This is a genomic window from Streptomyces sp. NPDC003035 (genome assembly GCF_042888285.1).
Taxonomy (GTDB): Bacteria; Actinomycetota; Actinomycetes; order Streptomycetales; family Streptomycetaceae; genus Streptomyces.
Map to the genome: position 1 here is coordinate 113,496 of NZ_JBIAPJ010000002.1, position 20,995 is coordinate 134,490.

Below are 20,995 nucleotides of genomic sequence, written 5' to 3' on the forward strand. Positions count from 1 at the left end.
TGGAGTGAGTCGGTGGGTGTGTCCGGTAGGGGGTCCTGGCGAGCGTAGCGTGACTGGACTGTCGCGGTGAGCGATCCTCCGTGGATCGCGTCGGCCGGGGTGGGTGCCCTCGTCCACACCTTCGAACCCTGGTCGTGGCGCGTGCCGGCTCCTCGGGTGCGGTCGAGAGGGCTGGGGTGTTCATCGACATCACCTTTTCACCCGAATGCCCCAGGTCAAGGACCGCCTCGCCGCGCGTTCGCCCCTTCTGTGGGCTTGTTCGTCAACTGCCAGTCACCGCCTTGCCGTTCGACGTACCCCAGGGAGTGGAGTTCGTACAGTCGGGCGAGGGTGTCGTCGGGGGTGGTTCCGGCTCGGTCGGCGATCTCGGGTACGGGTGCGGGGCGGCCGGCGGGGAGGGCTTCGAGGACGCGGGCGGTGTGTGGGCCGAGGAGGTCCCTGGGCAGGACGGGTCCTCGGCGGGTGGGGGCGAGTTGCCCCATGTCGCCGACGAGTTCGATCACTTCGGCGGCGTCGGTGACGAGGGTGGCCTCGCCGCGGAGGAGTTCGTGGACGCCTGCGGAGAGGCCGCTGGTGGCGGGGCCGGGGATGCCCATGGTGTGGCGGCCGAGTCGATGGGCGCTGCGGGCGGTGACGAGGGATCCGCTGCGGTACTGGGCCTCGACGACGACGGTGCCGCGGGTGAGTGCGGCGATGACGCGGTTACGGAGGATGAATCTGCTCGGTGTGGGGTGGCTGCCTGGCGGTAATTCCCCGACGACGAGGCCTTGTTCGGCGATGCGTCCGATGAGTCCGGCGTGGCCGCGGGGGTAGGGGACGTCGACACCGCAGGCGAGGACGGCGACGGTCGCGCCCTGTGCGGCGAGGGCGCCTCTGTGGGCGGCGCCGTCGATGCCGAAGGCTGCGCCGGAGACGACGACCCAGCCGTGTTCGGCGAGTCCGGAGGCGAGGGTGGTGGCCATGTGCGCGCCGTAGGGGGTGCAGGCGCGGGCGCCGACGACGGCGACGGAGCGCAGTGCCCAGGTCCGCAGGTCGGCGGGGCCGCGGATCCAGAGTCCGATGGGGCGGGCGTCGCCGAGGTCGTCGAGCTGTCGGGGCCATTCGGTGTCGCCGGGGACGACGAGTCGGCCGCCGTGCCGGGCCGCGGCGTCGAGGTCTCGTCGTGGTTCGACGGCGGCGGCGCGTCGTCGCCATCCGTCGACGCGTTTCTCCCCGGTGCCCGGGAAGGGGGCGGGGCCGGTGTCGGGGTGGGTGTCGTGATGGGGTTCGGCGGGGTCGCGGAGGTGTCGGAGGAAGCCGGCGGCGCCGTATCGGCGGAGCCAGCGGCCGGCGTGTTCGTCGCCGGGTTCGACGATGCGGGTGAGTGCGGCGCGGGCGAGGCGTTCTTCGTCCGGGGTGGCGTGGGGTGTTTCTTCCGTGGTGCGTTCTCGCGGCGGGGTCATGCGAGGTCCCCCGCTCCGACGGGGACGCCGCGGGCGATGCCGGTGCGCAGTTGGAGGGCGAGGTCGACGTCGTGGGCGTCGGGCCGGTCGTGTCCGGCGAGGTCGGCGACGGTCCAGGCGACGCGGAGGACGCGGTCGAGGCCGCGTGCGGTGAGGAGTCCGCGTTCGATGTCGCGTTCGGCGGCGGCGAGGGCTCCTGGGCCGACGCTGTAGCGGGTACGTAGTTCGTGGCCGGGGACTTCGCTGTTGACGTTCCAGGGGGTGTCGGCGAGGCGGGCCGCGGCGCGGGCGCGGGCTTCGCGGACGCGGTCGGCGACGGTGGCGGTGGGTTCGCCGCGGCCGCCTTGTCCCAGGAGGTCGGATCGGGTGACGGGTTCGGCTTCGACGCGCAGGTCGATGCGGTCGAGGAGGGGGCCGGAGAGTCGTGCCTGGTAGCGGCGGATGAGGGAGGAGGGGCATTCGCATCCGGCGCCGTGCAGGGTGTGTCGTCCGCAGGGGCAGGGGTTGGCCGCGAGGGCGAGCAGGAAGCGGGCGGGGAGGCGGACGACTCCGGCGGCGCGGGCGACGACGACGTGTCCGGATTCGAGGGGCTGGCGCAGGGCGTCGAGTGCTTTTCCGGAGAATTCGGGAGCTTCGTCCAGAAAGAGCACACCTCGGTGAGCGAGGGAGACGGCTCCGGGGCGTGGGAGGCCGTTGCCGCCGCCGACGAGGGACTGCATGGTCGCGGAGTGGTGGGGTGCGCAGTAGGGGGCGCGGCGGACGAGGGGTTCGCCGGGCGGGAGGATGCCGGCGACGGAGTGGACGGCGGTGACTTCGAGCGACTCCTGTCGGGTGAGCGGAGGGAGGATGCCGGGGAGCCGTTCGGCGAGCATGGTCTTTCCGGCGCCGGGTGGCCCGGAGAGCAGGAGGTGGTGGCTGCCGGCGGCGGCGACCTCCAGGGCTCGGCGGGCGGTGTGCTGTCCGGCGACGTCGGCGAGGTCGGGTCCGTCGGCCGGGTCGGCGGCGAGGCCGGTGCCGACGCCCGCGCCGGGGACGAGGAGTCCGGCGAGCATGGCGTCGGGGCGGCCTTCCTCTGCGGGTTCCTCCTCGGGGACGGGTTCGTCGGTGAGGACGGCGATGAGCTGGCGCAGGCTGCGGACGCCGAGGACCGATACGCCGGGGACGAGGGCGGCTTCGCCCGCGGTCTGCTCGGGGACGACGACCTGGTGGTAGCCGGCTTCGGCGGCGGCGAGGACGGCGGGCAGGACGCCGCGGACGGGCCGGACGCGGCCGTCGAGGCCGAGTTCGCCGATGAGGACGAGGTCGGCGATGACCCTGGGGTCGATGCGCTCGGCGGCGCCGAGGACAGCCGCGGCGACGGCGAGGTCGAAGCCGGAGCCGCTCTTGGGGACGGAGGCGGGGCTGAGTCCGACGGTGAGTTTCTTCTGGGGCCATTCGGCGTCCGAGTTGACGATGGCGGCGCGGACGCGGTCGCGGCTTTCGGTGAGGCTCTTGTCCGGGAGTCCGACGAGGGTGAAGGCGGCCACTCCGGGTTCGAGGTCGGCCTGGACCTCGACGACGACGCCTTCCACGCCGACGAGGGCGACGGAGCAGGTGCGGGCGAATCCCATCTCAGGCCACCCCCTGGGCGTGGGTGACGACGGGGGCGCCGCGGCGTGGCAGGACGATGCCGATCAGATCGATGCGGACGCCGCCGTCGGGCGGTGGGCCACCGTGGCGGTCGAGCCAGCAGGCGGCGAGTTGTTTGAGCCGGTCGGCCTTGGTGGGGGTGACGGCGGCCATGGGGTGCTCGAAGGCGCCTTCGCGGCGTGTCTTCACCTCGCAGATGACGACGGTGTCGCCGTCGCGGGCGACGATGTCGATCTCGCCGGTGCGGCCGCAGCGCCAGTTGCGTGCGAGGACGGACATGCCGCTCTCGGTGAGCCGTCGGACGGCCAGCTCTTCTCCGTACCGTCCGAGTGCGTTCGTCGCGTTCGTCGTGGTCGTCGCGGTCGTCGTGTGGGCCGGGTGTGTGGGGCTGGCCGGGCCGGTCGCGTGGGTCGGGTTCATTCGGTACCACCTCCGGTACCGACTGTGACGTTCCGCGACGCTCCGTGTGGATCATGGTGGACAGTTACCCACCTGTGGATAACCGCCTCACCTTTGCGGGTGGTTTCGGGTGCGGGATCAGCTGCCCGGGAGCTCCAGGTCGCTCTTGTTGAGCTCCTCGATGTTTACGTCCTTGAACGTCAGCACCCGGACCTGCTTGACGAACCTGGCCGGCCGGTACATGTCCCAGACCCAGGCGTCGGCCATGGACACTTCGAAGAACACCTCGCCCTGGACCGAGTGCACCTGCATCTCGTAGTCGTTGGTGAGGTAGAACCGCCGCTCGGTCTCGATCACATATTTGAACAGCCCGACGACGTCGCGGTACTCCCGGTAGAGCTTCAGCTCCATCTCGGTCTCGTACTTCTCGAGGTCCTCGGCGCTCATGGCATGTTCCCCTTCAGCCGTGCGTCCACCTATTGTGCGCCAGCCGCTCGCACCGCTAAACGATTTCCGGGGCGAGCACCACCGGCGCACTCGGCGGTCCCTCGTCGAGCAGTCTGTGGAGCAGCTCGGCGAGTCTGGTCGGATACACCGTCTCACGCGCCGCCGACAGTTCGGCGGAGGTCCACCACCTCAGGCCCGCGACGCTGCGCGCCTCCAGCTCGGTGAGCGCGGTCGGGGCCGTCGCGGTCTGGGTGGTTCGTGCCAGGTAGTACCACTCGTCCTGGTCCCAGCGGCGCCCGTCGAAGGGGAAGGAACAGATCCGCTGCCAGACGACCGGCCCGAGGTCGACCTCGGTGATGCCGGTTTCCTCGGCCAGCTCGCGCAGTGCCGCCTCCTCGTGGGTCTCGTCGCCCTCCAGACCGCCGCCGGGCGTGAACCACCAGGTCTGGGCCGGGTCGTCGGGCTCGTACCCGTGCAGGAGGAGGATGCGGTCGTCGGGGTCGAGCAGGACGACCCGCGCCACCCGCCGCAGCCTCGCTGCCTCAGCCGGCTCGGCCGGCTCGGCCGGCTCGGCCAAGCCTTCCGTACCCGTCATGTGCTCACCGTCTCCTTGCCGGACCCACCGCCGGGCCGTCCGCCGGGCCGTCCGCCGGCCCCACCACCGGACCCGCCGGACCCGCCACCGGGCCGTCCGCCCAGCCGCTGCGCCAGCGGCCCGTACGCGGCCCCGGCCAGGATCAGTACACACCCGCCGACGATCGCGTAGAAGAGCGGCTTCACGGGCCCGGGCCGGGAGACCCCGCCCGGCAGCGCCGCGAAGCCCTCCGGCCGTGCCAGGACCCCGTCCATGGGCCAGGCGAGGGCATCGACGCGGGCGGTGACGGCGGAGCGCGGCACGGAGCCCTGGCCGGCCTCCTGGAGGTGGACCCGGGAGTCGAGGGAGTTGTGCCGCTCGTCGCCGAGGAGGAAGAGGTTCCCCTCCGGCACGGCGGCGGAGAACTTCTGCCCCGAGGCGGGGGCTCCGGGGCGCAGGTACGTCTCCTCGACGGCCGTGCCGTTGACCGTGAGCCGCCCGTCGGCGTCGCAGCAGGTGACCGTGTCACCGCCGATGCCGACGACCCGCTTGAGCATCGGCATGTCGCCCCACAGCGGGTCCCTGAAGACGACGATGTCGCCTCGTCGGACCTCGTCACCGTCGATGCGCTGGGCGAGGACCTTGGAGCCGACGGCCAGGGTCGGGGTCATCGAGTCGCTGGGCACGGTGTACGGCTGGTAGAGCACGGCTCCCCAGGCGAATCCGCCGAGGAAGAGCACACAGCCGACGGCCACGGCCAGCCCCGACAGCACGCTGCCGAGGCGGCCGCGGCCGCCGTCCGTTCGTATGGTTCCGCTCATCCCAGCGCTCCCCACCCTCAAGGTCGGTTCGTCGATCTGGGACGGCACCCTACCCGCGCGTTCCTACTCGGCGGTATGCCGGGACGCGAGCCTCTTCCTGCGCCACAGCACCAGCGGCAGGGCGCCGGCGAGTCCGGCCGCGCCGGGGGCCACGGCCAGTGCCTGGCTCAGCCCGGGCTGGTCGAAGGTGTCCGGCACGGGCAGCGTCGACCAGCGGGTGACGGGCCAGGCCACGACGACCGCGCGGCCGACGACCTCGTCGTTCGGGACGGTGCCGGCGCCCGGGAGGTTCTGGTGGTAGCGCGAGTCCAGGGAGTTCTGCCGGTTGTCGCCCATCACCCAGATGCTGCCCTCGGGGATGGTGATCGGCCCGAAGGGCTTGTCACCGCAGGGCGAGGAGCCGGGGTAGATGTACGCGGCCTCCTCCAGGGTCTTGCCGTTGAGGACGACCTTGCCGCCCTCCTTGCAGGAGACCGTGTCACCGCCCACCGCGATGACCCGCTTGATCAGGTCCTTCTCCGCCGGGTCGGGCATCAGGCCGATCCAGCTCAGGACCGTCTGCAGGGCGTTCGGCTCGGTGGTGGGCTCGCCCTCCAGCCAGCCGCCCGGGTCGTGGAAGACGACGACCTCGCCGCGCTCCGGCTCGGCGCCGAACCATGGGGTCAGCTTGTCCACCAGGACCCGGTCACCGCGCTGCAGCGTGTTCATCATCGAGTCGGAGGGGATCGAGAACGCCTGCATGAGGAAGGTCTTGATCCCCAGCGCGAGCAGCAGCGCGATACCGATGAGCAGGGGCAGTTCCTTCCAGAAGGAACGCTGCTTCTTCGGGCCGGGGCCGGTCTGCCCCGCCTGCCCGTCCTCGCCCGCGCCGTCGCCCCCGCCCTCGCCGTCAGCGGGGTCCGCGGGGTCGGCGTCCCGCCGCCCGGAGGAGTCGTCCCTCATGGCCACCGACGACTCGGCGAGCCGCTCAGGCCTCTCCTCCGGCTCGCCGTGTCCGGATCGTGCGCCGACGGCCACATCCCCCACATCCACTCCTCACTCCGTGCACATGCCTGCCCCAGAACAGGGACAGGCCCACCACTCCCATAACGAGCGGGAGTTCCGCAGGGGTCGGGAGCCAGGGCAATCCGTTCAGATTCCGCGAGGACACACTATGCGACGCGCCGTGCGCGGACACAGATCCCGAACGACCGTCCGGTACGGCCGCGAACGTGTCCGGCTCCTCCAGTCGGCGCCAGTGCCCGACAGGCCAGGCGATCACGACGGCCCGGCCCACCACGTCCTCCTCGGAGATCGTGCCCCGGTCCTTCTCGTCGAGGTGGAAACGGGAGTCGGCGGAGTCCGACCGGTGATCGCCCAACACGAAGATCCGGCCGGGCGGCACCTTCACCTCGAACTTGATCTTCGAGGGCTCGTTCCCCGGGTGCAGATACGGTTCGTCCAGCGGTACGCCGTTGACGGTGATCCGGCCGTTCTCACCGCAGCACGCGACCGTGTCGCCGCCGACCGCGACGACCCGTTTGATCAGGTCCTGCTCGTCGGCCGAGGGCAGCAGCCCGATGAAGGTCAGGGCCTGCTTGACCTGCTTGACGCCGACCGGGTCCTCGGCGGCCGGAGCCGGGTCCTGCTGGAGCCAGTTCCCGGGGTCCTTGAAGACGACGACGTCACCGCGCTGCGGCTTGGAGCCGAACCAGGGGGTGAGCTTGTCGACCAGGACCCGGTCGTCGATCCTGATCGTCTGCTCCATCGAGCCGGACGGGATGACGAAGGCCTGGACGAGGAACGTCTTCAGGACGAGTGCGATCAGCAGGGCGACGGTGATCAGGAGCGGGATCTCCTTGACCGCGGAACGCTGTCGCCTGCGCTTGACCTTGCGGGCGAGCCTGCGCCGCTCCGCCCGGCCGGGCAGTGGACGGCCGCCGTGCGTGGACCGTGTGCCGGTGGGCAGCCGGGAGTCGGCGCGGTGTCCGGCCGGCCTGCCCCGGTTACCCATGTCCACCCGCCACAGGAGCGGGTACGGCGTCGAAGGCGCCCGTCTCCGGCACCCCGGACCAGCGGCCGAAGGGCCAGCCGATCCAGTCCGCGCGGCCGATCACGCGCTCCACGGGCACCATGCCGCCACCCGGTTGCCCGAGATGGTCGCGGGAGTCGCTGGACTGGCTGCGGTGGTCGCCCATCACCCACAGGGTGCCCTGGGGGACGACGATGTCGAAGGGGACCTTCGAGGGGGCGTCGCCCAGCAGCACGTACCGCTCCTCGACGGGCACGCCGTTGACGGTCAGCCGGCCGTCCCCGTCGCAGCAGACGACACGGTCGCCTCCCACGCCCACGACCCGCTTCACGAAGTCGGTCTCGGCGGGCTCCGCGAGTCCGAGGGCCGCGGCCGCGCCGTGCAGCAGGCCGGTGACCGGGTTCTCCTCGGGGGCCTCCTGGAGGAAGGACCCCGTGCCGTCGAAAACGATGACGTCACCGCGGCGCGGCTGGTCGCCGAAACGGTACGCCAGCTTGTTCACGAGGATCCGGTCGCCCACCCGGAGGGTGGGCTCCATCGAGCCGCTGGGGATCAGGAAGGGCTGTGTCACGAAGTGGCTCAGGAGCAGCAGGAAGACCACGCAGACGCCGCCCACGACGCCCGTACGACGCCACGACCACCCGGAAATACGCGCGGAGCGCGACCGCTCCTCCGTCTCGGAGGAGCGGTCGCGCTCCGTGTGCTGTGCTTCGGTGTCCATCGGGGGCAGAGCCTATCCGGCCGCCCTGAGAGTCATCGCTCCGAAGCCCCGCGCGATCGGTGAGCCGGAGCTCACCTGTCGCGCTTCTCCTTGATCTTGGCAGCCTTGCCGCGCAGCTCGCGCAGGTAGTAGAGCTTGGCGCGACGGACGTCACCGCGGCTGACGAGCTCGATCTTCTCGAAGATCGGGCTGTTCACCGGGAAGGTGCGCTCGACGCCGACGGAGAACGAGACCTTGCGGACCGTGAAGGTCTCGCTGACGCCCGAGCCCTGGCGGCGGATGACGACACCCTTGAACTGCTGGATACGGGAGCGGTTGCCTTCGATGACGCGCACGTGGACGTTCACCGTGTCGCCGGGGCGGAAGGCGGGGAGGTCGGTGCGGAGCGAAGCCGCGTTGACCGTGTCGAGCAGGGAGGCCATGGTGGTCTCTTTCCTCGCTGATGCCACAGGTCATCAGCGGAACGTTCGAAAAGGAGATGAAGCGCCGTGCGTGCCGTGCGGGCGTCGTCCCCCTGTGGCAGGGGCGCTCGCCGGACACACAGCAGCGGCCTATTCTTCCACGGCGTCGGGCCTGCGCCAAAATCGGCCGCCCGGCTCGGGGGACCAGCCCATCATGGAGAGGATCTCCCGGTCCTTCTTGTCGAAGACCGAAGGGTCGCAGCGTTCGATCAGGTCCGGCCGGTTGGCCGCCGTACGACGGAAGGCCTCGTCGCGGCGCCAGCGCGCGATCTTGCCGTGGTGCCCGCTGAGGAGGACGTCGGGGATGGCGCGGCCGCGCCACTCGGGGGGCTTGGTGTAGACGGGGCCTTCCAGGAGGTTGGCCATGGCTCCGGGGGCGAAGGAGTCGTCGCGGTGGGACTCGGCGTTGCCGAGGACGCCGGGCAGCAGTCGGGCCACGGCCTCCGTGATCACCAGGACGGCGGCCTCCCCGCCGGCCAGGACGTAGTCGCCGATGGAGACCTCGTACACCGGCATACGGGTCGCGTACTCGTCGATGACGCGCCGGTCGATGCCCTCGTAGCGGGCGGGCGTGAAGATCAGCCAGGGGCGCTCGGAGAGCTCGACGGCGAGTTCCTGGGTGAAGGGGCGTCCGCTGGGCGTGGGGACGACGAGGACGGGGCCGTGTGCGCCCGCCTCGAAGCCGTCGGCGAGGGTCTGGTCGAGGGCGTCGCCCCAGGGCTCGGTCTTCATGACCATGCCGGGGCCGCCGCCGTAGGGGGTGTCGTCGACCGTGTTGTGCCGGTCGTAGGTCCACTCCCGCAGGTGGTGGACGTGGACGTCGAGTTGTCCACGCGCGCGTGCCTTGCCGACGAGGGAGACGTTCAGCGGTTCCAGGTACTCGGGGAAGATCGTGACGACGTCGAGCCTCATGCGCCCTCGTCCTTGGAGGATGCCTGGTCCTTGGCGGAGTCTTCGTCCTCGGAGGAGTCCTCGTCCCGGGAGGAGACGATCTCGGCGCGGTCGTCGATCAGACCGGGGGGCGGGTCGATGACGGCCCGCTGCTGCTCCAGGTCGATGTCGGTGACGATCTCCTCGACGAACGGGATCATCAGCTCGGTGCCGTCGGGCCGCTCGACGATGAAGAGGTCCTGGGACGGCAGGTGGGTGATCTCGGTGATCCGGCCGATCTCGGTGCCGTCGGCGAGCACGACGTCCAGGTCCATGAGCTGGTGGTCGTAGTACTCGTCCTCGCCCTCCGGCTCCTCGTCGGGGTCGACGTCGGCGATCAGCAGGGTGTTGCGCAGGGCCTCGGCCGCGTTGCGGTCGCGTACGCCCTCGAAGCGCAGCAGCAGCCGGCCGCTGTGCACCCGGCCGGTCTCGATGGTCAGCGGCCCGGTGGAGGCCGGGTCGGTGGCCAGGACGGCTCCGGGCGCGAGCCTGAGCTCGGGCTCGTCCGTACGGACCTCGACGGTGACTTCGCCCTTGATGCCGTGGGCGCGGCCGATCCGCGCGACTACCAGCTGCACGACTTCATTCTCTCCTGTCCGACGACGACGGGCCGGGGCGGACCCGAAGGCCCTCCCCGGCCCGTGCCGGTGTGTCCAACTCGTTCAGCGGACCTGGTCCACGTCGACGAGGTCGACGCGGATGCCACGGCCGCCGATGGCGCCCACGACGGTACGCAGCGCACGCGCGGTGCGGCCGTTGCGGCCGATCACCTTGCCGAGGTCGTCGGGGTGGACCCGGACCTCGAGCACGCGACCGCGGCGCAGGTTGCGCGAGGCGACCTGCACATCGTCAGGGTTGTCGACGATGCCCTTCACGAGGTGCTCGAGAGCCTCCTCGAGCACGATCAGGCCTCGGTCGACTCGGTGGACGCGACCTCGGCCTCGTCCGCCTTCTTGTCGGCCTTCTTCGCCTTCGGGGTGATGGCCTCACCCTTGGCGTCGTCACCCTCGAGGGTCTTGGCGAACACGTCGAAGGAGGCGCGCTTGTCCTCCTTCGTCGCCGGCTGCAGCAGCGGCGCCGGGGCCGGAAGGCCCTTGTGCGCCTGCCAGTCGCCGGTGAGCTTCAGGATGGCGAGGACCGGCTCGGTCGGCTGGGCGCCGACGGACAGCCAGTACTGCGCACGCTCCGAGTCGACCTCGATCTTCGACGGGTTGTACGTCGGGTGGTAGAGGCCGATCTCTTCGATCGCGCGGCCGTCACGACGGGTGCGCGAGTCGGCGACGACGATGCGGTAGTGCGGCTGGCGAATCTTGCCGAGGCGCTTGAGCTTGATCTTGACTGCCACTGGAGTGGTGTCTCCTGGTCTTGACGTGGTTGGGCACATGAGATGCCACGTGGGGTTGCGGTACTCGGGTGCCCGATGGACGCGTCAGCCGGAGGAGAGAGGGGTCCTGTGCGACTGTCGAGTACAGCTAGCCATTGTGCCACACGCCGGTGGCGGGCCCGACCCGGGCCGGGCACCGGCTCATCTCGCCGCACCCACCGTTTCCGGGATACGGAAGGGCTTGCCGCAGCCACCGCAGACGATGGGTGCCTGGGCGAGGACGGAGGGGACCACGCGGACGTTGCGGCCGCAGTCGCAGACGGCCTTCACGCGGACGCCGCCGCCCGAGGAGCCGTGGCGCGCGGCGGGGCCGCGGAAGGAGCGCTTGGTGTCGGCGGCCGTCGCGACGGTGTGGGCCTTGAGGGCGCGCTGGAGTCGCTCGATCGTGGGCCGGTACCGGCGCTTCGCCTCGGGGTTGAGCGTGACCAGGGAGAAGCCGCTGCTGGCGTGCGGCTCCTCGGCGTGGTCGAGGCCCATCTCCTCGGCGATCGCCAGGAATCTGCGGTTGTGGTAGCGGCCGGCGCGCGAGGTGTCGCGGACTCCTCGGGCGGCGGCGATGCCGTGGACTGCCTCGTGGAGCAGTCGCTCGAAGGAGAGCTCGGCGCCGCAGGCGGACGAGGACTCTCCGATCAGGGACTCGGGCGCGGCAAGATCCGGCAGTTCGGGGTGGTGCCGCTGAATGTCGGCCCACGCCTGTGCCAGCTCTGCGGCGAGAACAGGTGGTGTCGTGCTCACGTCGCGTACAACGAGCCGATGTGCTCCCGGGTTCCATTACGGGGCATCCCAAATAATTTGCACGTACCCGTCAGTTGCCGTTCATGCGTCCGGACGAGGGCCAGTGCGCCGAACTGCGGAGAAGGCTCGCAGCTCGCGGCAAGCTGGTGCGTAGCGCCGCATACGCGTCGGCGTACGGGGGTCGCCTACACCGGTGGCCGACAGCGGTGACGGGCAACGCCCCGGGGCCGACGCGGGGAGAGTACCGGGTCCCGGCGCAAGGCGGCGCACCGGCCCCGCCCCGAAGGGGAAGTGGTCCGGTGCGAGCACTGGACGTGGGGACGGATGCGCAGTTCCCTGACATACGGGGGGATGCGGGCGCACGTACACGGGGGCCGTCGACCAGGTACTGATTGGGGCGCTTTCCATGACACCTACGCTCGTCCGGCACGACCCCGCGCGCGATTGGGCCGAGATCCAGGAGCGGATGCTCGTGCCGCTCTACGAGGCGGTGTACGACCGTCTCGCCGTGGGCGGCGGCTCCCGGGTCCTGGGGCTCGACTGCGGGTCGGGGCTCGCGCTGCTGATGGCGGCCTCGCGGGGCGCGCGGGTCACCGGCGTGGACCGGGACCACGCGCGCGTGGAGCTGGCCAGGGAGCGGCTGCCGGAGGGTGCGGGGCACGCGGTGGTCGAGGGCGATCCGGCGGACGTGTCGGACATCGCGGGCGACGCCGGTGGCCCGTCCCGTACCCCGTACGACGTGATCACGGCCTTCCACCCCTCGGCGGGGCTCGGCCGGGCGCTGGCGGCCGTCACTCCTCTGGCGCAATCGGGCACGGCGATCGTGCTCGCGGGCTGGGGGCCGCCCGAGCGGTGCGCGACGGCGTCGGTGCTGCGGGTCGCGGGCCGGCTGGCCGGCTGGCGCCCGGCGCTCCGTGACGACCTGGAGGACGTGGTGGCGCGGGCCGGTCTGAAGCCGGACGGCTCGGGCCGGGTGTCCTGCCCGTTCGGCTACGCGGATCAGGACAGTGCGGTGCGGGGGCTGCTGTCGACGGGCGAGTTCGACGCGGCGGTCCGGGCGACGGACCCGTCCCAGGTCGAGAAGGAGATCACGGAGGCTCTGGTTCCGTACGTCCGCGGGGACGGGACGGTGTGGATGCCGAACGTCTTCCGCTACCTGCTCGCCCGCGTCCCCTAGGCGACGAGCGACGGGCGCCTATCGGGATGCTTCGCCACGCGCGCGTGGCGAGGCATCCCGCGCGAGCACGAGCGCCGGGGGCGAGCCCGAGTGCACGGGCCACGGGCCGGGGTCTATGTGTCCTTCGCCAGGCGGGTGATGCCGGCGGCGCGGTAGGCGGCGTCCTCCTCCAGGGTTTCCTCGGCCAGGAGGGCGGTCGCCAGGGCGTCGAGCCTGTCGCGGTTCTCGCGGAGTTGGCGGACCGCGCTCTCGTAGCACTCGTCGACGATCCGGCGCATCTCCTCGGCGACCGTGTCGAGTGTCGCCGGGGCCGCCGAGAGGCCGTACGCCTGCTGTGCGTCGCCGGGGATGGCGGTGAGGCGGCCGACGAGTTCGCTCATGCCCCAGCGTCCGGCCATGCCGCGGGCGATGTGGGTGACCTGTTCGAGGTCGCTCTCGGAGCCGGTGGTGATGACGCCGAAGACGACCTTCTCGGCGGCCATTCCGCCGAGCGCGCCGATGATCCGGCCGCGCAGGTACTCCTCCGTGTACGCGTACTTGTCGGCGTCGGGCGTCGACAGCGTGACGCCGAGGGCCCGGCCGCGCGGCACGATGGTGATCTTGCGGACGGGGTCGGCGCCGGGCTGGAGCATGCCGAGCAGGGCGTGGCCGCTCTCGTGGTAGGCCGTGCGGCGCCGCTCCTCCTCGGGCATGACCAGGGGGCGTTCCGCGCCGAGCTGGACCTTCTCCAGGGCGTCGGAGAGGTCGGACTGGGTGACCGTCTTCTGCTGGCGTTTGACGGCGAGGAGCGCGGCCTCGTTGGCGAGGTTGGCGAGTTCCGCGCCGGTCATGCCAGGGGTGGTACGGGCGACGCGGCCCAGGTCGACGTCCTGGGCGAGCGGGATCTCCCGGGTGTGGATCCTGAGGATGGCCTCGCGGCCCCCGCGGTCGGGCGGGTTCACATGGACGATCCGGTCGAAGCGGCCGGGCCGGGTCAGCGCCGGGTCGAGGACGTCGGCGCGGTTGGTGGCGGCGAGGACGATGACGCCCTCGGAGCCGGTGAAGCCGTCCATCTCGGTGAGGATCTGGTTGAGCGTCTGCTCGCGTTCGTCGTGTCCGCCCATGCCCGAGCCGGCGCCGCGGGCGCGGCCGATGGTGTCGATCTCGTCGATGAAGATGATCGCCGGGGCGACCTTGCGGGCCTCGGCGAAGAGTTCCCGTACCCGTGAGGCGCCGACGCCGACGATCATCTCGATGAACTCCGACGCCGAGGCGGAGAAGAACGGCACCCCGGCCTCGCCGGCGACGGCTCGCGCGAGGAGTGTCTTTCCGGTTCCCGGCGGGCCGGCGAGGAGCACGCCGCGCGGCATCTTGGCGCCCATGGCGCGGTAGGCGGAGGGGTTCTTGAGGAAGTCGACGACGTCGTTGAGCTCGCCCTCGACCTCGTCGATGCCGGCCACGTCCTCGAAGGTGGTGCGCTTGGCGCCGGGTTCGAGCTCGACGGGCTTGGGCGGGGTCTTGCGTCCGAGCATGCCGCCGGCGCCGCCCATGCCGGAGCTCATCCGGCGGGAGATGAAGATCCACAGGGCGACGAGCAGCAGCATGGGTGCGAGCGAGATGAGCAGGTTGGCGAGGAAGCTGCGCTCCCGGACGACGGGCTCGGCGGTGACGGTGACGCCCTTCGCGGTGAGCTCGTCCCAGAGTTTGTCGTCGGCGAAGGCGGGCCGTTGGGTGACGAACTTGGTGTAGTCGCCCTTGCCGCCGTTGGGCAGGGCTTGTTCGTTCTTCAGCTCGCCCTGGATGGCGTCGCCCTTGGAGTAGATCTTGGTGACGTTGCCCGCGGTCACCTGCTTGCTGAATTCGGTGTACGAGATCGTCGGCTCGTCGCCCCGGTTGAAGAACGACAGCACGAGGTTGGCGAGGAGGTAGACGATCAGCGCGGTGAGGACGAGCCCTCCCCAGCCGCCGGGCATCTTTCTCTTCGGCGGCTGGGGAGGCGGGGCCCCTTCCGAGCGCCAGGGCTGGTCGGTCCGGTCGCGCGGAGGTACGGAGTTGGGCACGCTGCTCTCCTCATACCGACGTCAGGCCCGGCCCCCAGTATCGGAAAGGCCGACATCCTCGGCATTTCAGGCGGGGTGAAGGAGTGAAAAGGGGCCCGGGGCGGTTTCGCACCGCCCCGGGCCCCTCCATGGGACCTGCTCAGCCCATGAACTTCTTGAACTCGTCCGGGAGCTCGAAGTCCTTCGCGCCCTGTCCGGCCGGGAGCCCGAACGCGCCGCCCTGCTGGGCCTGCTCGCGGCGCGCCGCGGCGGCCTCCTCCTCGGCCTTGCGCTTCATCGGGTTGCCGCTCTTGCGCTTGCCCTTGGCCTGCTTGATCTGCTTCTTCTGCCGTCCGGGGCCGCCGCCCATGCCGGGGATCCCGGGCATGCCCGGCATACCCCCGCCCTGCGCCATGCGGGACATCATCTTGCGGGCCTCGAAGAACCGCTCGACCAGGCCCTTGACGGCGCTGACCTCGACGCCCGAACCCTTGGCGATACGGGCGCGGCGCGAGCCGTTGATGATCGTCGGGTCATGGCGCTCGCCCGGGGTCATCGACTTGATGATCGCGGCCGTGCGGTCGACGTCCCGCTCGTCGATGTTGTTGATCTGCTCCTTCATCTGCGCCATGCCGGGGAGCATCCCGAGCAGCTTGCTGATGGAGCCCATCTTGCGGACCTGTTCCATCTGGGCGAGGAAGTCGTCGAGCGTGAACTCCTGGCCCTTCTTGGACGCCAGCTTGGAGGCCATCTTGGCGGCCTCTTCCTGGCTGAAGGTCTGCTCGGCCTTCTCGATGAGCGAGAGCATGTCGCCCATGCCGAGGATGCGGGACGCCATGCGGTCCGGGTGGAACGCGTCGAACTCGTCCAGCTTCTCGCCGTTGGAGGCGAACATGATCTGGCGGCCGGTGACGTGCGCGATGGAGAGCGCGGCACCACCGCGGGCGTCGCCGTCGAGCTTGGAGAGCACGACGCCGTCGAAGCCGACGCCGTCGCGGAAGGCCTCGGCGGTGTTGACCGCGTCCTGACCGATCATGGCGTCGACGACGAAGAGGACCTCGTCGGGGCTGACGGCGTCGCGGATGTCCGCGGCCTGCTGCATCAGCTCCTGGTCGATGCCGAGGCGGCCGGCGGTGTCGACGATCACGACGTCGTACATCTTGGTCCGCGCGTACTCGATCGAGTCCTTGGCGACCTGGACCGGGTCGCCGACGCCGTTGCCGGGCTGCGGGCCGTAGAACGCCACACCGGCGCGCTCGGCGACGACGCCGAGCTGGGTGACGGCGTTGGGGCGCTGGAGGTCGCAGGCGACGAGCAGCGGCGAGTGCCCCTGGCCCTTGAGCCAGAGACCGAGCTTTCCGGCGAGGGTGGTCTTACCTGCACCCTGGAGACCGGCGAGCATGATCACGGTCGGCGCGGTCTTGGCGAACCGCAGGCGCCGGGTCTCGCCGCCGAGGATGCCGATGAGCTCCTCGTTGACGATCTTGATGACCTGCTGGGCGGGGTTCAGCGCCTGGGAGACCTCGGCGCCGGCGGCCCGCTCCTTGACCTGCTTGATGAACGCCCGGACGACGGGCAGGGCGACGTCCGCCTCGAGGAGGGCGATACGGATCTCGCGCGCGGTGGCGTCGATGTCCGCCTCGGACAGGCGCCCCTTGCCCCGGAGATTCTTGAATGTCGCTGCAAGGCGGTCGGAGAGGGTATCGAACACGGCGGTCGCGGATCCTCGGTGTCGGGGGCGGGCGGACGGATTGCCCTCCAGGGTATCTGGCCGCTCGAAGTGTGTGCCCCCGCCCGTCGGATCGGGCGGGGGCGGACGCTGTCACCGCAGCGCGCCCTCCAGGGCCTGCGCCAGGTCTGCCGCCTCCTCGTCCGCCAAAAGCGAGCCGTCGGGGCGGGTCACGTACAGCGTGTCCACCGCGTTGGCACCCAGCGTGGAGACGTGCGCGCTCCTGACCCGGACGTCGGCGCCCTCCAGGGCCCGGCCGATGCGGTGCAGCAGTCCGGGGGCGTCCTGGGCGCGGACCTCGATGACGGTGGCGAGGCGGGAGTCGGCGGCGGCGACCGTGACGCGCGGCGGTGGGGCGGTGACGCCGCGCCGCCGCGGGTAGGCGGCCTCGCGTTCGGCGAGCCGGGCGGGGATGTCGAGGCTGCCGTCCAGGGCCCTGACGAGGTCGGCGCGGAGCCGGGCGGCCTGGGGCAGGGAGCCGTACTCGGCGGCGACGCGCCAGTTCAGGACGAGGACGGCGCCCGGCCCGAGCTCGGTGGGGAGCTCGATGGCGCGCAGGTCGGCGGCGCGGACGGTCAGCCGGTGCAGGGCGAGGACGCCGGCCACGGCCGGCAGCACGCCGGGCTGGTCGGGCAGGGCGATGAGCAGTTCGACGCCGACGGGTTCCGGTTCGCCGTCCTGCGCCGCGGTCTCCGGCTGGGCGTGCAGGGCGAGGACGGGCTCCCCGGTGCGTAGCGCCTCGACCGCGAGGCGTTCCTGCTCCGCGCTGGGAGCGGCGGGTTCCGATTCCGGTTCGGGCTCCCCGGCGAGGATGGCGCCGACCCTCTTGACGAGGTCGGTGACGAGCGCGCCGCGCCAGGAGGACCAGGCGGCCGGTCCGGTGGCCAGGGCGTCGGCTTCGGTGAGGGCGTGCAGCAGTTCGAGCGCGCCGTGGGTCCCGACGGCCGTGGCGACGGACCGTACGGTGGCCGGGTCGTCCAGGTCGCGGCGGGTCGCGGTCTCGACGAGCAGCAGGTGGTGGCGTACGACGGTGGCGATGACGGCGACGTCGGTGCGGTCGAAGCCGATCCGGGTGGCGACGTCGCGGGCGATGGTCTCGCCGGCCACGGAGTGGTCGCCTGGCCAGCCCTTGCCGATGTCGTGCAGCAGCGCGGCGACGAGCAGCAGGTCGGGCCTGCCGACGCGGCGGGTCAGGGAGGAGGCGCGGACGGCGGTCTCGACGAGGTGCCGGTCGACGGTCCAGGTGTGGACGGGGTTGCGCTGGGGCCGGCAACGGACCCGTTCCCAGTCGGGCAGGAGCCGGGTGATGAGCCCTTCGGCCTCCAGCGCCTCCCAGACAGGCACGGTGGGTTCCCCGGCGCCGAGCAGGGTGACGAGCTCCTCGCGCGCCTCGGCGGGCCACGGGACGGGCAGCGGTTTGGCGGCGGCGGCGAGGCGGCGTACGGCGTGCGGGGAGAGCGGGAGGCCGGACTGGGCGGCCGCGGCGGCGGCCCGCAGGGGCAGCACGGAGTCCCGTTCGGGTTTGGCGCTGAGGGCGAGGACGACCTCGCCGTCCATCTCCACCACGCCCTCGGCGAGCGGGGTGCGTTCGATCGGCGGCTTTCCGCCTCCTGAGCGGCCGCCCAGGAGGGTGCGCAGTCGGGGCCGGGCCGAGCGGGCCTTGAGGACGCGGTTGACCTCGCGCCAGGTGACGTCGGTGGCGTACGAGATGATCCGCGCGGACTCGTACACCTCGCGCAGCAGGGTGTCGGCGTCGAGGAGCCCGAGCTCCTGGGCGACGGCGTCCTGCTCCTGGAGGGCGAGCCGGTCGGTGGCCCGGCCGGTGGCCAGGTGCAGTGCGTCGCGGGCGTCGAGGAGGCGGCGGCGGGCGGCGTCCAGGCCCTCGCGTGGTGCGTCGGCGAGCCAGGAGGCGGCGACGGCGCGCAGGACCTGGGCGTCGCGGAGTCCGCCCCGGGCCTCCTTCAGATCGGGTTCGAGGAGGAACTGCAGCTCCCCCATGCGCTCGGCCCGCTCGCGGCAGAGCGCGTCGAGTTCGGGGAGCCGTTCGGGTGCCTGGTTGCGCCAGTCGGCGAGTACGGCGGTCCGCAGTCCGGCGACGAGTCCGGCGTCGCCGGCGACGGGCCGGGCGTCGAGGAGCCCGAGCTGGACCTTGAGGTCGTCCGCGGCCGCCTTGCGGGCCTCGGCGGGGGTGCGTACGGAGTGGTCGAGGGCGAGGCCCAGGTCCCAGACCGGGTACCAGATCCGGTCGGCGAGCCGGGCGATGGCGCCCGCGTCGGCGGTTCCGTCGTGGAGGAGCAGCAGGTCGAGGTCGCTCCGTGGGGAGAGCTCACCGCGCCCGTAGCCGCCGACGGCGACGAGCGCCACCCCTCGTGGCGGCTGGGCGGCGGTGAACAGTCCGGTCAGCCAGTCGTCGGTGAGCCGGGCCAGGGCGGCACGGCGCGGCGGCCCGGACCGCTCCTTCTCACTGAGAAGGCGCAGCCGGGCCGCCGCGTAGCCGCTGGGTCCCGAGTCTTCCGCTTGCGTACTCACATCGACGCTCGTCACCCAGCAGCTCCTTCAGTGCTCCGTGCCTACAGTGCGTCCGGACCGCGCTCGCCCGTGCGGACGCGTACGGCGGTCTCGACCGGCACGCTCCACACCTTTCCGTCACCGATCTTGCCGGTTCGGGCGGCCTTGACCACGACATCGATGAGCTGTTCGGCGTCGTCGTCCTCGACGAGGACCTCGATGCGGATCTTCGGGACGAGGTCGACGGTGTACTCGGCCCCGCGATAGACCTCGGTGTGGCCGCGCTGGCGGCCGTATCCGCTGGCCTCGGTGACCGTGAGGCCCTGGACTCCGAAGGCCTGGAGGGCCTCCTTGATCTCGTCCAGCCGGTGCGGCTTCACGACTGCGGTGATGAGCTTCATGCGTCCACCTTCTTGGTCTCCGTAACTGCGGGGGCGGGCGCGGCCGTGCTGCGCGAGGAGGCGCCGCCGCCGGCTCCGCTGAAGTCGTACGCGGTCTCGGCGTGCTCGACCTGGTCGATGCCGGAGACCTCGTCGTCCTCGCTGACCCGCATGCCCATCGTCTTGTCGATGATCAGCGCGAGGATCGCGGAGGCGATCAGAGAGTAGGCGAGGACGGCGAAGACGCCGATGGCCTGCTTGCCGAGCTGGTCGAGGCCGCCGCCGTAGAAGAGGCCCTTGGCGTCGGACTGGACTCCCCCGCTGGCGAAGAAGCCGACGAGGAGGGAGCCGACGATTCCGCCGACGAGGTGGACGCCGATGACGTCGAGGGAGTCGTCGTAGCCGAACTTGTACTTGAGGCCGACGGCCATGGCGCAGAGCAGACCGGAGACGGCGCCCACCGCGATCGCGCCGAGGGGGCTCACGGCGCCGCCGGCCGGGGTGATGGCGACGAGGCCGGCGACCGCGCCGGATGCGGCGCCCAGGGTGGTGAAGGAGCCGTGGCGGATCTTCTCGTAGGCGAGCCAGGCGAGCATGGCGGCGGCGGTGGCGACCTGGGTGTTGACGAACATCACGGCGCCGACGCCGTCGTCGTTGCCGAGCCAGGAGCCGGCGTTGAAGCCGAACCAGCCGAACCAGAGCAGACCGGCGCCGAGCATGACCAGCGGGAGGCTGTGCGGGCGCATCGGGTCCTTCTTGAAGCCGACGCGCTTGCCGATGACGAGGATCACGCCGAGGGCCGCGGCACCGGCGTTGATGTGGACCGCCGTGCCGCCGGCGAAGTCGATGACGCCCATCTCGAAGAGCCAGCCGCCGGAGCCCCAGACCCAGTGGGCGACGGGGAAGTAGACGATCGTGACCCACAGGGCGATGAAGAGGGCCCAGGCGGTGAACTTCACGCGGTCGGCGAGGGCGCCGCTGATGAGGGCGGGGGTGATGATCGCGAACATCAGCTGGAAGACGGCGAAGACGAAGACCGGGATGGTGTAGCCGTCCCACAGCTGGTTGACGCCGATGCCGCTGAGGCCGACGTACTCGGACGACCAGCCGAAGAGGGAGGCGTTGTCGGTGCCGAAGGCGATGCTGAAGCCGTAGAGCACCCAGAGGATCGTGACGATCCCGAGGCTGATGAAGCTCATCATCAGCATGTTGAGGGTGGACTTGACGCGGACCATGCCTCCGTAGAAGAAGGCGAGTGCCGGGGTCATCAGCATGACCAGGGCGGAGCAGATGAGCATGAACCCGGTGTTGGCGGCGGACAGCTCGGGGGCGTCTGCTGCCAGGGTCGTGATGGCTGGTGCCATCGGCGTCTCCTCGTCGTCGGTACGGCCTGTGCGGGGGCGGGGCCGGAGAGCGGCTTGGCCGTGAGGGGTGGCCGGTTATGTTCGCCAAAGTTGGCGCAGCGCCGTTTCCGTCGATGCCGCACGATGTTTCGCCGCAGTGACGAAGGGGTGGGGCGTGTTACGCGGCTGTGAACGACAAGATCACGGATGTGTCACGCGCGTACCCTGCCCGCAGGCACGGGGCCCCGGGCGTGGGCCGGCCGCGGCAGCGTCCCTGTGTCCTTGC

The 20,995-nt window shown here is 71.4% G+C and carries 21 protein-coding genes; 1 reads left to right on the forward strand and 20 read right to left on the reverse strand.

The window, feature by feature from the left end:
* Positions 1-215 precede the first annotated feature (215 nt).
* From dprA to ACFYV5_RS06805, 15 genes are all read right to left on the reverse strand, one after another.
* Positions 216-1,442 (reverse strand): DNA-processing protein DprA, encoded by a 1,227-nt coding sequence (gene dprA, locus ACFYV5_RS06735; protein WP_389165304.1) that lies wholly within the window; start codon positions 1,440-1,442, stop codon positions 216-218.
* Positions 1,439-3,052 carry a YifB family Mg chelatase-like AAA ATPase gene (locus ACFYV5_RS06740; RefSeq protein ID WP_389165307.1) on the reverse strand — a complete coding sequence of 538 codons (1,614 nt, stop codon included), beginning with the start codon at positions 3,050-3,052 and terminating at the stop codon, positions 1,439-1,441. Before ACFYV5_RS06740 ends, dprA begins: the two co-directional genes overlap by 4 nt.
* Before the next feature lies 1 nt (position 3,053).
* Positions 3,054-3,491 carry a YraN family protein gene (locus ACFYV5_RS06745; RefSeq protein ID WP_389165310.1) on the reverse strand — a complete coding sequence of 146 codons (438 nt, stop codon included), beginning with the start codon at positions 3,489-3,491 and terminating at the stop codon, positions 3,054-3,056.
* A gap of 117 nt (positions 3,492-3,608) precedes the next feature.
* Positions 3,609-3,917 (reverse strand): DUF2469 domain-containing protein, encoded by a 309-nt coding sequence (locus tag ACFYV5_RS06750; RefSeq protein ID WP_005311352.1) that lies wholly within the window; start codon positions 3,915-3,917, stop codon positions 3,609-3,611.
* 55 nt (positions 3,918-3,972) lie between these two features.
* The gene (locus tag ACFYV5_RS06755; protein ID WP_389165313.1) at positions 3,973-4,512 is read right to left on the reverse strand and encodes an NUDIX hydrolase; all 540 of its coding nucleotides are present in this window, start codon (positions 4,510-4,512) and stop codon (positions 3,973-3,975) included.
* Positions 4,509-5,312 carry a signal peptidase I gene (gene lepB / locus ACFYV5_RS06760; RefSeq protein ID WP_389165316.1) on the reverse strand — a complete coding sequence of 268 codons (804 nt, stop codon included), beginning with the start codon at positions 5,310-5,312 and terminating at the stop codon, positions 4,509-4,511. The genes ACFYV5_RS06755 and lepB (ACFYV5_RS06760) overlap by 4 nt, the downstream gene beginning before the upstream one ends.
* A 63-nt stretch (positions 5,313-5,375) precedes the next feature.
* Positions 5,376-6,329 (reverse strand): signal peptidase I, encoded by a 954-nt coding sequence (gene lepB, locus ACFYV5_RS06765; protein ID WP_355108317.1) that lies wholly within the window; start codon positions 6,327-6,329, stop codon positions 5,376-5,378.
* Positions 6,280-7,305 (reverse strand): signal peptidase I, encoded by a 1,026-nt coding sequence (gene lepB, locus ACFYV5_RS06770; protein ID WP_355108319.1) that lies wholly within the window; start codon positions 7,303-7,305, stop codon positions 6,280-6,282. The genes lepB (ACFYV5_RS06765) and lepB (ACFYV5_RS06770) overlap by 50 nt, the downstream gene beginning before the upstream one ends.
* On the reverse strand, positions 7,298-8,044 hold the full coding sequence (gene lepB / locus ACFYV5_RS06775) for a signal peptidase I (RefSeq protein ID WP_355107381.1): 747 nt from the start codon (positions 8,042-8,044) through the stop codon (positions 7,298-7,300). Before lepB (ACFYV5_RS06775) ends, lepB (ACFYV5_RS06770) begins: the two co-directional genes overlap by 8 nt.
* 71 nt (positions 8,045-8,115) lie before the next feature.
* Positions 8,116-8,466, reverse strand: coding sequence for a 50S ribosomal protein L19 (gene rplS / locus ACFYV5_RS06780; protein ID WP_355107383.1), 351 nt, complete (start codon positions 8,464-8,466; stop codon positions 8,116-8,118).
* Between the two features lie 129 nt (positions 8,467-8,595).
* Positions 8,596-9,417, reverse strand: coding sequence for a tRNA (guanosine(37)-N1)-methyltransferase TrmD (gene trmD / locus ACFYV5_RS06785; protein WP_355107385.1), 822 nt, complete (start codon positions 9,415-9,417; stop codon positions 8,596-8,598).
* Complete coding sequence (rimM, locus tag ACFYV5_RS06790; RefSeq protein ID WP_389165322.1) at positions 9,414-10,013, reverse strand: ribosome maturation factor RimM; 600 nt, start codon at positions 10,011-10,013, stop codon at positions 9,414-9,416. The genes trmD and rimM overlap by 4 nt, the downstream gene beginning before the upstream one ends.
* Before the next feature lie 84 nt (positions 10,014-10,097).
* Positions 10,098-10,337 carry an RNA-binding protein gene (locus ACFYV5_RS06795; RefSeq protein WP_005311361.1) on the reverse strand — a complete coding sequence of 80 codons (240 nt, stop codon included), beginning with the start codon at positions 10,335-10,337 and terminating at the stop codon, positions 10,098-10,100.
* Positions 10,338-10,339: 2 nt separating this feature from the next.
* A complete protein-coding gene (gene rpsP, locus ACFYV5_RS06800; protein ID WP_355107389.1) occupies positions 10,340-10,780 on the reverse strand; it encodes a 30S ribosomal protein S16 in 441 nt (146 codons plus the stop codon).
* A gap of 180 nt (positions 10,781-10,960) precedes the next feature.
* Complete coding sequence (locus ACFYV5_RS06805; protein WP_355107391.1) at positions 10,961-11,554, reverse strand: hypothetical protein; 594 nt, start codon at positions 11,552-11,554, stop codon at positions 10,961-10,963.
* Between the two features lie 406 nt (positions 11,555-11,960).
* Between ACFYV5_RS06805 and ACFYV5_RS06810 the strand changes: the two genes are divergently transcribed.
* Positions 11,961-12,731, forward strand: a complete 771-nt coding sequence (locus tag ACFYV5_RS06810; RefSeq protein WP_389165326.1) for a class I SAM-dependent methyltransferase — start codon at positions 11,961-11,963, stop codon at positions 12,729-12,731.
* 113 nt (positions 12,732-12,844) lie between these two features.
* On the opposite strand, the gene ftsH is transcribed toward ACFYV5_RS06810, so the two are convergent.
* The 5 genes from ftsH to ACFYV5_RS06835 form a co-directional block, all read right to left on the reverse strand.
* Positions 12,845-14,770, reverse strand: coding sequence for an ATP-dependent zinc metalloprotease FtsH (gene ftsH, locus ACFYV5_RS06815; protein ID WP_355107395.1), 1,926 nt, complete (start codon positions 14,768-14,770; stop codon positions 12,845-12,847).
* Positions 14,771-14,909: 139 nt separating this feature from the next.
* On the reverse strand, positions 14,910-16,460 hold the full coding sequence (ffh, locus tag ACFYV5_RS06820; RefSeq protein WP_389165330.1) for a signal recognition particle protein: 1,551 nt from the start codon (positions 16,458-16,460) through the stop codon (positions 14,910-14,912).
* 111 nt (positions 16,461-16,571) lie between these two features.
* Positions 16,572-19,022: a [protein-PII] uridylyltransferase gene (locus ACFYV5_RS06825; protein ID WP_389165333.1), complete on the reverse strand. Its 2,451-nt coding sequence runs from the start codon at positions 19,020-19,022 to the stop codon at positions 16,572-16,574.
* Positions 19,023-19,048: 26 nt separating this feature from the next.
* Entirely contained in the window at positions 19,049-19,387 is a 339-nt protein-coding gene (locus ACFYV5_RS06830; RefSeq protein WP_101390346.1) for a P-II family nitrogen regulator, read from the reverse strand.
* Positions 19,384-20,730, reverse strand: a complete 1,347-nt coding sequence (locus tag ACFYV5_RS06835; RefSeq protein WP_389165336.1) for an ammonium transporter — start codon at positions 20,728-20,730, stop codon at positions 19,384-19,386. Before ACFYV5_RS06835 ends, ACFYV5_RS06830 begins: the two co-directional genes overlap by 4 nt.
* Positions 20,731-20,995: the final 265 nt, after the last annotated feature.